Here is a 10,644-nt window from a genome sequence, read left to right on the forward strand (position 1 = left end):
GTAGATACCATAATTTCTGAAGACATAATGCAGCCTATAAAATCCAAACTCTAACAACCAAACCAACTTTTAACACATGCGTGATTCACGCCACGGGTGAATTGCGCTCAAATAGGAGGAAATCAAGATGAGTGAACTAAGTACCACACAAACGGAATTAGTGGAAAAAACGAACGATTGTGAAATCAAACCTACAGCTATGGAGCTTATTTTAGAAAGAGCTTTAGAAAATGATGTCGATATGGATCGTCTCAAGCGTCTTCTTGAATTGCGAGAAAAGGAGATAGAACGACAAGAGCGTCAAAACTTTGTCCGTGATCTTTCTACTATACAAGTGGAATATAAAAATATCGAACAAAATGCCATTAATACACATACTAAAAGCCTCTATACAACGCTTGATAAATATATTGATGCTATTAAAGAACCTCTTGCAAAACATCACTTTGCCTTGTTCTCTCGTATCAAAGACCAGAGTTCAAATGACATAACTGTAGAAATGACTTTAAAGCATATATCGGGCAATGAAATATCAACACAAGGAACATTTCCCATTGATGCTACGGGAAGCAAAAATAACACACAAGCGGTTGGTTCTACTATAAGCTACGCACGTAGATATCTCTTAGGCATGCTTCTTAATGTTGCAAGAAAAGAAGACGATACAGATGGAATAACACTTCTTGCGGGTATCTCTTCTGAACAGATGAATGAAATCAAAGAATTAATTAAAAAAACACAATCTGAAGAAAGTAGGCTTCTCTCTTTCATAGGAGTAAAAAATCTAAAAGATATGTCTTTTAAACAAGCACAAACCGCTTTGTTTGCTTTGAAAAAAAAAGCAGCGAAAGCAAATGAATAAAGCACAACAAGAGCAATTAGATGCACCTATACAAGATATTGAATATGCACCAACTCAACAACAAACGGCGGTGTGAAATGGAACAAAGAACAGCACAATGGTTTCAGTCCCGCTTGGAAAAGTCACCGCATCAAACGTTTACAACGTACTCAGTAAAACAGCAAAGGGAACCCCTACAAGCAAATATGAAGACTATAAAATTAAGCTTATGACAGAGCGTTTAACAGAAGAAGTAAGCCAATTTTATACAACACCTGCTATGCAATGGGGCATTGAACATGAAGAAGATGCCTTGAAAGAATATGCATTCATTTATGATACTGAAGTCTCTCAATGCGGTTTTATCCAACACCCCACAATCCAAATGGCGGGGGCTAGTCCTGATGGGTTTGTTAGTGATGACGGTTTAGTTGAAGTCAAATGCCCACAATCCCCAAACCATTTACGCTTCTTTATAGATGACACTATAAAGCCTGAATATAGCGCGCAAATACAATTCCAAATGGCTTGTACGGGACGAAAATGGTGTGATTTTATCAGTTATGACCCACGTCTTACGAGGCAATCAACATACTTACGCATGAAAATTAAACGCGTTGACCGTGATGAAAAATACATTGAAGAAATTAATAAAGCTGTCGAGACGTTTTTAGCAGAAATAGAGCAAGACATGAAACGGATCTTGACACAAGCAGCTTGAAGTTATGGGGGTGCTCTCTCCTCCCAGCACCCCCGCTCATTTATAATTATTCTCAACACATCGATAATAAGGAAAGATTCAAATGAACGAAGAAAAATTAATTGCCTCAATAGAAAAAATAAGCTTATTCGAACAAGCTTTACTGTCGATGCGTTTGCAACGGCTTGTCAATATACAAGATCTTTCAATTTATCTCGGAATGTCAATGACCTACATTAGAGAGCTTGTAAAAATAGGAGCTTTTCCTAAGCCTATACAAGAAGGGCGATACTTAAAATGGGATCTTGTTGAAATTGACCGTTATATTGAAGCCAAAAAAACTGAAAGAGATTCAATAGAATTATCTTGAAGAGGTCCAAAATTACGAATTACTCATAGTGAAGATTAACAAAAATGACAGAAAATTATTGATAATAGTTTGATCATGAATAATTTAGTGACAATCGATAATGATGGTATTACCATCACGACCTCTTTAAAAATTGCAGAGGGTATGGGGAATAGCCACGCTACAGTTATAAAGCTTGTACGTCAAAATATTGAAGACTTTCAAAAATTTGTAAGGGTTGGATTTGAAATCTCACCCTTTTGAAAAAGGGGGGGCTATTTGCTGGAAGTTCAGTGACAAATTTAAAAAATGGAGATAAGAATCATCAACAGGCTTTAAAGCCTTCTCATAGTCAATAAATCCATTAAAAAAGGGGAAAAATGAAACAAACTTTAAAATTATTAAGCTGTATAGCTTTATTAAATATGGCTGGATGTAACTCAAAGCCTCCTTCAACGTACTTTGTTATATGGGAAAAGCCAGGTGTAAACTCTACTGAGGTAGGAAAAGCACTGTTGGAGTGTGGTGCGCTATCTCCTTATAGTAGTGATAGAGACAATAGCAAATTAGGACTTAATGAATGGTCGATGATTCATACTTGTATGATCCAATCAGGATTTCACCATAAAATTAAAGGTGGGAAATGGTGTGAAAATTGTAAAGATGATAGGATTCCGGTGGATCCTCTTGGTTCTGTCGGGACTCAAAGAAGTGTTGAGAGACGCTTAAACAGTTCGTTTTGTAAAAATGACGGTATAATAAAACTTCTCAATATCAACACTCCGTTTTGCCATTGATTATCAACAATCAAAATGCTGTATGGGATAGGTAATAGCTTATATGCGGACAGATTTTTTGGAACAACGCCATGCTCTCTTGGAACAGTGGGCTGCATTTATAACAGGAGCGACTTGACAGGATTATAACAATGTGTCTATTGTCGAATCAGGTGCCTAAGAAACATCTTGAATCGATAGCGGATAGATTGCCGAAACAATCTTTTCTCCGCGCCTTAAAGACTTTGACTCGTTGTATGCGTGTAGCATATAAAGGTTTTGTCGGGTGTAGCTATGCCATACAATACCCTTATGGGGAAAGCATAGCGACGGACTATCGACCGTGTTTCTTAGCGCCCGGCATTCCTCTGGAATGTCAATAAGAAACCTCTAATCGATAGGAGTTCATTATGAACATTCTTATAAAAATTACGGAACAAACAATTGATCAAGAAATAGTTCGAACAGTAAATGCACGTGAGTTGCATACGTTTTTGAAGGTCACATCTCGTTTTAACGATTGGATTATTAATCGTATTAAAGAATACGGTTTCCTAGAAAATAAGGACTTTGTGAGTTTTACTAAAAATTTAGTAAAACCTAATGCCCATCAAGAAAATCAAGGTGTTATGAGTTTCGGTAAAAATTTACCGAAACCTAAAGGTGGTCGTCCAAGTATCGAATATCACCTCACTCTAGACATGGCAAAAGAGCTTTCCATGGTTGAACGCAATGAGAAAGGCAGACAAGCTCGTCGTTACTTTATTGAGTGTGAGAAAAAGTTAAAAAGCCAATCTGTTGATTATGATAATGATACACGCTTTGATTTACCAAGCCATTGGGAGGGTATGAGTGCTGGTGAAAAAGCTTTGTATCTTTTAGGTCCTATCCATGTGCGTCTTGTTGATGCTTTTAGAGTTGATGAAGAGAATAGAAAATATAAAGCTCTCATTAAAGAAGCTAAGCGGGTTTTAGCAAGGTCTGTTACGAAAGCTGCTTAGTTTGGAAAATTGATTCTATCTCCTCGTCTTTTATGGCGGGGAGGGGAATTGGGGAGTCGAAGCAAAACATGGTATGGTGATTTAGTTCCAAAATATGCCTCAAAAAAGCAGCAATGATTCGTATTTTAGTACTATCTCAATACCATCTGATAGCGTTATGATAGGGTTTTAAAAGGTGGTTTAGAAGGTGGTTTAATTTTTTCTAATTTCTAATAAATTACTGAAAAATAAGGGGAAATCCACATATCGTGGTGCGGACGGCGGGACTTGAACCCGCAAGGTCTTCGACCGGCAGATTTTAAGTCTGCTATGTTTACCGTTTTCATCACGTCCGCGATGTGAGTTCTCTCATAAGCTATATCTTTTATTGAATCAAGAATTAATGACAAAAGAAACATTTTTCATTTTTTAGTGAAATTTTGACTGACAATAGTTTCCTTTATCGATAGAAAAAGCTTTTATAATGTAAATAAAGTATGAAAAGATTAGTGTTATGAGTCAATTTATTCAAGACGTCACAAAAGCTATGGTGGGATTGCATCACGTGTTTGCTGAAACACCACTTCAAAGAAATGATTTTCTTAGTCAAAAGTATGATGCAGAAATTTATTTAAAGCGTGAAGATTTAACACCGGTGCGGTCTTATAAGATTCGTGGTGCTTTCAATTTTGTTTCAGAAATGCTTAGCTGTATATCACCAGATTCTGCATTTGTTTGTGCTTCAGCGGGGAATCACGCGCAAGGGGTTTCTTTTGTTTGTCGTTATTTTAAACGTAAAGGCGTGATTTTCATGCCTATGACAACGCCACAACAAAAAATTGAAAAAACACGTATTTTTGGTAAAGAATTCATTGATATTCGTTTGGTTGGTGAAACATTTGATCAATGTTATGAAGCTGCGCAATCCTTTGTCGTAGAGAGCGGTGGTGTAATGGCTCCACCTTTCGATGATATTCGCATTATTACAGGGCAGGCAACAGTGCTTTGTGAAGCTGCTTTACAATGGAAAAAACTCAATGGAGAAAGTGAGCCAGATTTGATGATTGTGCCGGTAGGGGGTGGTGGTTTGGCAAGTGGAGTGAGCAAGTTTTTACATGAATATGGTTGGAAAACAAAGCTTCGTTTTGTTGAGCCGCAAAGAGCTGCAAGTTTGCTTGCTTGTTTGGAGAGTGGAAAACGCGTCAAGCTTGAAAGCATTGACACTTTTGTAGATGGTGCTGCTGTGGCTGAAATTGGAGCTCTAAACTATACAATTCTAAAGCAATTTCCCCCTGATTCTGTCATTACGGTTCCTGAAAACCGTGTTTGTTCTACGATGGTTGAAATGCTTAATGTTGAAGGTGTGGTTCTTGAACCGGCTGGTGCTTTATCGATTGATGCGCTTAACAGTATTCCTCCTCAAGAGTTAAAGGGGAAAAAAATTCTTCTCGTTATTTCAGGAGGTAATTTTGATTTTGAGCGTTTGCCAGAAATTAAAGAGCGTTCTTTACGTTTCCAAGGGTTGAGAAAATATTTTATTTTTAGTTTTCCGCAACATCCTGGTGCATTGCGTCATTTTCTTTCCACATTATCACCAGATGATGATATCGTACGTTTTGAATATCTTAAAAAGTCAGCGAGAAACTTTGGTTCTGTATTGGTTGCGATTGAAACAAAAAAATACGGTAATTTTTGTCTTTTAGAGGAAAAATTTCAAGCGTTAGGTTGGCGTTATCGTGATATTACTGATGATCAAACGTTATTTGATTTTGTTATTTGAGAAACTGAAATTTTACTAAAACAAGAAGTATAATGATGAAACCTATTTTTTATTCGGTGCTGAGTCTATTTTTCTTTTTGATTGTTAATCAACAGAGTTTAGCATCTCAGCCAACAATAGTACAAAAAGATGAACTTTCAAGAGTCGTTGTTGATGTCAATAATGCTATAAAAAATGGGGATTTTATGCCTATTTCTCGTTATATGCCTGAGCGGCTTTATAAAGAGATGGCACATCGATTGAATACAACAGAGAGTGCTTTACGTAGTGATTTTCTTCAACAGTTGCATAAGAAATTTGAGGGGTTGCCTTCTGGTGCTTATTGTTTAGATAAAGAAAATATAGAGTATTTACAAACTGATAACGGTACTTTGTATGCTTTAATTCCAACAGTTCTTGAGATGAAAGATCGCATCATTCAATATAAAACTTTGGCGATTTTTGATAAAAACCAATGGTATTTAATTTATGGCGGTCAAAAAACTTTACAAAATCCAGTTTTTCTCGAGATTTATCCTGATTTTATCAAGGTACATTTACCGATGGACACAATCATCAAAAAGTAAACGATCTAAATATTGTTTTTATTCATGATAAATGTATTTCGTAAAGTTCTTGCTTTTTTATCATAATCCAAAGATAATAGAGATGAAGGCATTTAGGCTGGTTTGTTGGCTTTTTGTAAAGTGAAGTTTATACGCCTTTATCTTGATTTCAAGGTGTTCATAAGTTGCGCAAGCCGCTTTTTAGGCGTTGCTTCATTTAAAATGTCAGGGATTTCTCTTGCGCGGATTCTTGAGTGGAGAGTTCAGATGGTTACTTCTTTTGAGCTCTTCAGCTAAGGAAAGATTTTATTTTGCCTATAAAAGAAGAAAATGTTTTTACAAAGTTAGGTTTACCTACTCTTTTGATTAAAAATTTACTCATTGCTGGGATGAGTAAACCTAAACCTATACAAGAACAAGCTATTCCAGTGATGTTGAAAGGACACGATATTTTAGGTGTTGCTCAGACAGGCTCTGGAAAAACCTTGGCATTTGGTTTACCTATTTTAAGTCAGATTTTGGCTTTGGGTGATAAACGCTGTCCTAAAACTGCACGCGCTTTGATTTTAGCTCCAACGCGTGAACTTGCTGTTCAGATTGATGAAACGATCCGTACTGTGGCGAAAGGAGCACATCTTTCAACATGTCTTATTTTTGGGGGCGTATCACGTTTAAAACAAATTAAACGTATGGAAGCAGGTGTGGATGTTTTGATAGCGACTCCAGGGCGTTTGAGAGATCTTGTTCGTGAAAAGTGTGTTGATCTTTCCCAATCTCGTTTTTTGATTTTGGATGAAGCAGATCGTATGTTGGATATGGGGTTTATTCATGATGTTAAGCAAATTGCAAAGCTTTTGCATCAAGAGCGTCAGACAGCACTCTTTTCTGCAACAATGCCGAGGGAAATTGCTGTGCTTGCAAAATGTTTACTCAATGATCCGGTTAAAATTGAAGTTGTTCCTCAAGGTACTACGGCTGTAGAGATTTGCCAAAAATTATATTGTGTTCCTACGAATGAAAAAAAGAATGTTTTAAGTAAACTTTTGACAAATCCAGCTTTTGATTCGGTTATTGTTTTTACTCGAACTAAACATGGGGCAGATGCTGTCACACGTAGTTTAGAAAAGGTAGGATATTTAGTCGCAACAATTCATGGAAATAAATCACAAGGTGCTCGCCAGTCTGCTTTAAAAGCTTTTCGTGAAAGATCTGTGCAGATCCTAGTGGCAACAGATATTGCTGCACGCGGTATTGATATACCAGGGATAAGCCACGTTATTAATTACGACTTACCAGATGAAGCTGAAAGTTATGTACATCGTATTGGTCGTACAGGACGTAATGGTGCATCTGGTGTAGCACTTACGCTTTTTGATGAGAAGGTAGAAAGGTCCCGCTTGCGTGCTATAGAGCGCTTGATTCGTATGAAATTGGTGGCTGAGGCTGTTCCAGAACAATTTGCAGCGTTTCCAGAAAAGCCAATTGTACGAGAAAGTAAAGAAAAAGAAAACGATAAGGAACGCCGTTTTAAAAAATCTAAACGTCAAAAACAGTTTTTAGGTCGAAAAGATGATACCGCACAGTTGCAGCGGAAGAATTCTTCACCTCAAAATGAGAGGCATAAAAAAGCAAAAGCGGTGGCAAAGCGTGCAAAGACTTTTCGTTTTCGGAAATCAGTTAAGAAGGCTGCTTAGATAAAGTCTTGAAAAAAGATCATGTACAGGAGATTTTTTACTTTTGTTGATTTATTCTCAATTGAAAAGAGCTATAAAGTACTCTTGTCAAAGTAAGAAGACCCTTTAGAGGTTTTCATTTTTTAGAAATGAAAACCTCTAACTATTTGGATTTATTTGAAAATCTTTAAAAAATCATTATTGTAGAGGCAATTATTTATTTGCTTTATTCCCATTTTTTAAAATGGGAATAAAAGTAGATTTTATTTATATAAAATTATTTTTATATAGGATGTGTTTTATCTTTAATGATGACTTTTAATTTTAAAAATTGATGTCTAATAATAACTCACTGTTTTATATATTGAATAGTTCATTATATCGTAAAATTTTTTTATTTTGAAGCTATTTATGCGGATCAATCAAAAGTATTCACTTGCACGTTATATGTGAAATTATTGTATAAATGGACATTTGAGAAATAAATAAAATGATTCTTATAAACTCTTTCAAAGGCAAGGGGGTATTGCTAAGATTGAGAGTTGGAAAATAGTATGATGGTATGGCTTTTATTATAAATAAAGATGGGGTTGATCAATCGATTTCATTTTATACCATTTACGGGAGTCATTGTGAAAGAGGCTTGGGGATTTAAGAGATATCTCTTTAAAAAAGCGTGTGACTGCATAATACAATAGCGAGAATGTCATGATTTCTGAAGGCTTTCTCAGGATTCTCAACAATTTAGCTCGTTATCTTTGTTTTTACTGTAAAACACTATTAGTTTGGGAGGATATAAAGCCTATAAAACTTTATGCATTAAATTTTTTATGACAGTGTGATGAATATCCAAGGCAAGGTTGTTTGTAAAGCGTTGAAGTGGTTAGCAGGAGGAACAACCTGTTAGATAAGACGTCGGAGTGTTTACAGACTTGTTTTATGTTTTTTGCTTTTAGGATGGGGAGGAGGTTATGTGGGGTGTATGGAGATAATATATGACCTTGATTGTTGTTTCTTTCATTTTTCAAAATGATTGCTTAATGAGCAGGTTTTTAAGTTTAACTCCTTTATTAAGTAGAAATCATTCTTTCTTTGGAAAAAAATATATGAGACCGATTCATTGCTGATGGAGCTTAATAACTCATCTCTGATGAAAGAAATCGTAATTTATAATGTGCAAATAATTGCTGTGTCCTCTTATAAAGGCGCGGTAGTTTGAAAAAAGTATTTAAAATGAATCAATCGCTTTTTGCGTTCATTGCAAAAAACACATCCCGTAGGATATTGCGTTTCTATTTTATTGCAAAAATCCTATTCCATCACTTTTATTAACGAATCCCTCATATCTAAAAGCTTGAGAAAAAACAATAAACTACGTGGAATAAAAGAAAAGTGGCTCCCCGGGCCGTTCCAATTATTTTAAATAAAATAAATGGGTTATTACGATATGGGGGAAATTTATCATTATTGATTCCATTATGCTTTTTATAGCGTTATCCCTCATTTTTTTGTAGTTTTTTTATCGCCTCTATAGCTAACCTTTTACGATCTGCGCTCTTTGTGTAGAGAGATGCCATTTTATCTTCTGTCCATCCAAAAATTGCTTTGAGTTGTGATACTGTTGCACCAGAGTTAGCTGCGCGTGTTGCTGCTAATTTTCTTAAGCCATGTGCTGATTTTTTGATTCCCGCTACGTTACAAGCCTCACGAAAGAGGTTGCCAAAACTTTCTTTAACGAGCTTATTTCCATTTTTCCCGCAAATAAATGTTTCATTTCCAATAGGACCAATTTTAAGGGTTTCTGCTAATTCAGGCAAAATGGGCAGAAAGACATCTGTTTGGAATTTGCTTTTCTCTGTTTTGAGGTGAATGATATTATCTTTGACATCGTTCCAACCAATGCGGACCGCATCACCACGACGCAAACCCGTGTAAAGAAGGACATCAATCCAGACGCGTTCATGCGTTCCTAGAGCCCATTTTTTATAATATTTTTCAACATCTTCTTCTGTCCAAACAGCAAATCCATCTTTGTTGTTGTAAGCTGGTCTTTTTACTCCTACTGTTGGATTGTTTTCTAAAAGCTCTTGATCAATTGCCCAATTAAAAAGTCCATTAAGGGCTTTTAGAAAATTGTGAGCAGCTGTTGGTTTTTCTTTGCGGCGTTCAACACCCGCTGTAATATGTGATTTCTTTATTTCTCTGTATGGAATGTTTCCTATAGCATCACATACCTTCATAAGGATAAGTTCTCTTTGTCTTTTCGTAGCTTTAGCAAGGCTATGCCAATGAACGCTGTTAAAGTATTGTTTAAGCAGCCATGCAAATGACCCTTCAACAAGTTTACCGGTTTTTGATTTAGGAAGTATAAGCCCTTGTAACTCGGCAAGTGCGCTTTTGTAGTTATCAACAAACTCTTGCGTTCCATAGGTACCGCGTATTCTAATGCGTGGTCCATGACCAATACGTACATACCATACAATTTTGCCATGTTGAGTAATTTGTTTAACGAGATGAGGAGGACGTGGTTTAGGCATGGTATTTTACATCTTAGAGAGTGCGGTTTCGTAATATTCATTCTTTGACAAATCTAAAAGTTTGTCTGGGTGGCTAACTGAATTTGGTATTGGAATATCTGCTTTAAGATAGATAAGCAGTTCCCCTGTAGGTTTGATTTCTACGAGTTCACATCCTTGTTTTTTAGCTTCTCTTAAAGCGCGTGCAATGGCTGGTTGCGTTATAGCAGCTGGACGAGGCGCCATATCTTTTCTCCTTACATTGAGATGCAATTCACATGTGGCGTGAATCACGCATTACTTGAAAGTTGTTAGGAAGGGGGGGGCTAGGAGCCATTTGTGAAGAGAAGCACCCCCATATGTAAAAAATCTGTAAGTTTATTTTTTAGATGTGCTTAATTTCATATTTCCAATCAGGCAATTGAGTGAGAGCTAATGCGAGTTGTCCTCTATGACACATGCATACATTGGCTTCAAAACAGGT

The 10,644-nt window shown here is 36.3% G+C and carries 9 protein-coding genes, 1 tRNA gene and 3 pseudogenes; 10 read left to right on the forward strand and 3 right to left on the reverse strand.

What is annotated here, in order from left to right:
- Window positions 1-127: 127 nt before the first annotated feature.
- The 7 genes and pseudogenes from ACFINH_RS08415 (at window position 128) to ACFINH_RS08445 (ending at window position 3,667) form a co-directional block, all read left to right on the forward strand.
- A pseudogene (locus tag ACFINH_RS08415) lies at window positions 128-938 on the forward strand (ERF family protein).
- A 1-nt stretch (window position 939) separates the two neighbouring features.
- A pseudogene (locus ACFINH_RS08420) lies at window positions 940-1,562 on the forward strand (lambda exonuclease family protein).
- 82 nt (window positions 1,563-1,644) lie between these two features.
- Window positions 1,645-1,911, forward strand: a complete 267-nt coding sequence (locus ACFINH_RS08425) for a helix-turn-helix transcriptional regulator (protein ID WP_375630317.1) — start codon at window positions 1,645-1,647, stop codon at window positions 1,909-1,911.
- Between the two features lie 75 nt (window positions 1,912-1,986).
- Window positions 1,987-2,154 carry a hypothetical protein gene (locus ACFINH_RS08430; RefSeq protein ID WP_375632647.1) on the forward strand — a complete coding sequence of 56 codons (168 nt, stop codon included), beginning with the start codon at window positions 1,987-1,989 and terminating at the stop codon, window positions 2,152-2,154.
- A gap of 116 nt (window positions 2,155-2,270) precedes the next feature.
- Window positions 2,271-2,687 carry a hypothetical protein gene (locus tag ACFINH_RS08435; protein WP_375630315.1) on the forward strand — a complete coding sequence of 139 codons (417 nt, stop codon included), beginning with the start codon at window positions 2,271-2,273 and terminating at the stop codon, window positions 2,685-2,687.
- 37 nt (window positions 2,688-2,724) lie between these two features.
- Window positions 2,725-2,805: pseudogene (locus tag ACFINH_RS08440) on the forward strand (integrase dna protein); the annotation flags it as partial.
- A 271-nt stretch (window positions 2,806-3,076) separates the two neighbouring features.
- A complete protein-coding gene (locus ACFINH_RS08445; RefSeq protein ID WP_375632649.1) occupies window positions 3,077-3,667 on the forward strand; it encodes an antA/AntB antirepressor family protein in 591 nt (196 codons plus the stop codon).
- Window positions 3,668-3,916: 249 nt separating this feature from the next.
- On the opposite strand, the gene ACFINH_RS08450 is transcribed toward ACFINH_RS08445, so the two are convergent.
- Window positions 3,917-4,002: transfer RNA gene (locus tag ACFINH_RS08450), tRNA-Leu, on the reverse strand.
- A 158-nt stretch (window positions 4,003-4,160) separates the two neighbouring features.
- On the opposite strand from ACFINH_RS08450, the gene ilvA reads away from it, so the two are divergent.
- The 3 genes from ilvA (at window position 4,161) to ACFINH_RS08465 (ending at window position 7,665) form a co-directional block, all read left to right on the forward strand.
- Entirely contained in the window at window positions 4,161-5,426 is a 1,266-nt protein-coding gene (gene ilvA, locus ACFINH_RS08455; protein ID WP_375632651.1) for a threonine ammonia-lyase IlvA, read from the forward strand.
- A gap of 35 nt (window positions 5,427-5,461) precedes the next feature.
- Window positions 5,462-5,992 carry a hypothetical protein gene (locus ACFINH_RS08460; RefSeq protein ID WP_375632657.1) on the forward strand — a complete coding sequence of 177 codons (531 nt, stop codon included), beginning with the start codon at window positions 5,462-5,464 and terminating at the stop codon, window positions 5,990-5,992.
- Between the two features lie 290 nt (window positions 5,993-6,282).
- Window positions 6,283-7,665: a DEAD/DEAH box helicase gene (locus ACFINH_RS08465; protein ID WP_375632653.1), complete on the forward strand. Its 1,383-nt coding sequence runs from the start codon at window positions 6,283-6,285 to the stop codon at window positions 7,663-7,665.
- A 1,472-nt stretch (window positions 7,666-9,137) separates the two neighbouring features.
- Here the strand turns inward: ACFINH_RS08465 and ACFINH_RS08470 are convergent.
- On the reverse strand, window positions 9,138-10,181 hold the full coding sequence (locus tag ACFINH_RS08470) for a tyrosine-type recombinase/integrase (RefSeq protein WP_375632655.1): 1,044 nt from the start codon (window positions 10,179-10,181) through the stop codon (window positions 9,138-9,140).
- Between the two features lie 6 nt (window positions 10,182-10,187).
- Window positions 10,188-10,406, reverse strand: a complete 219-nt coding sequence (locus ACFINH_RS08475; protein WP_375632596.1) for a hypothetical protein — start codon at window positions 10,404-10,406, stop codon at window positions 10,188-10,190.
- Window positions 10,407-10,644: the final 238 nt, after the last annotated feature.

Source organism: Bartonella sp. AA74HLJMH (genome assembly GCF_042197045.1).
Classification (GTDB): Bacteria; Pseudomonadota; Alphaproteobacteria; order Rhizobiales; family Rhizobiaceae; genus Bartonella.

What these genes read in the sequence shown, in the direction of transcription:
- ACFINH_RS08425 (WP_375630317.1), top strand. Translation starts at nt 1,645, where the DNA reads ATGAACGAAGAAAAATTAATTGCCTCAATAGAAAAAATAAGCTTATTC.
- ACFINH_RS08430 (WP_375632647.1), top strand. Translation starts at nt 1,987, where the DNA reads ATGAATAATTTAGTGACAATCGATAATGATGGTATTACCATCACGACC.
- ACFINH_RS08435 (WP_375630315.1), top strand. Translation starts at nt 2,271, where the DNA reads ATGAAACAAACTTTAAAATTATTAAGCTGTATAGCTTTATTAAATATG.
- ACFINH_RS08445 (WP_375632649.1), top strand. Translation starts at nt 3,077, where the DNA reads ATGAACATTCTTATAAAAATTACGGAACAAACAATTGATCAAGAAATA.
- ilvA (WP_375632651.1), top strand. Translation starts at nt 4,161, where the DNA reads ATGAGTCAATTTATTCAAGACGTCACAAAAGCTATGGTGGGATTGCAT.
- ACFINH_RS08460 (WP_375632657.1), top strand. Translation starts at nt 5,462, where the DNA reads ATGAAACCTATTTTTTATTCGGTGCTGAGTCTATTTTTCTTTTTGATT.
- ACFINH_RS08470 (WP_375632655.1), bottom strand. Translation starts at nt 10,181, where the DNA reads ATGCCTAAACCACGTCCTCCTCATCTCGTTAAACAAATTACTCAACAT.
- ACFINH_RS08475 (WP_375632596.1), bottom strand. Translation starts at nt 10,406, where the DNA reads ATGGCGCCTCGTCCAGCTGCTATAACGCAACCAGCCATTGCACGCGCT.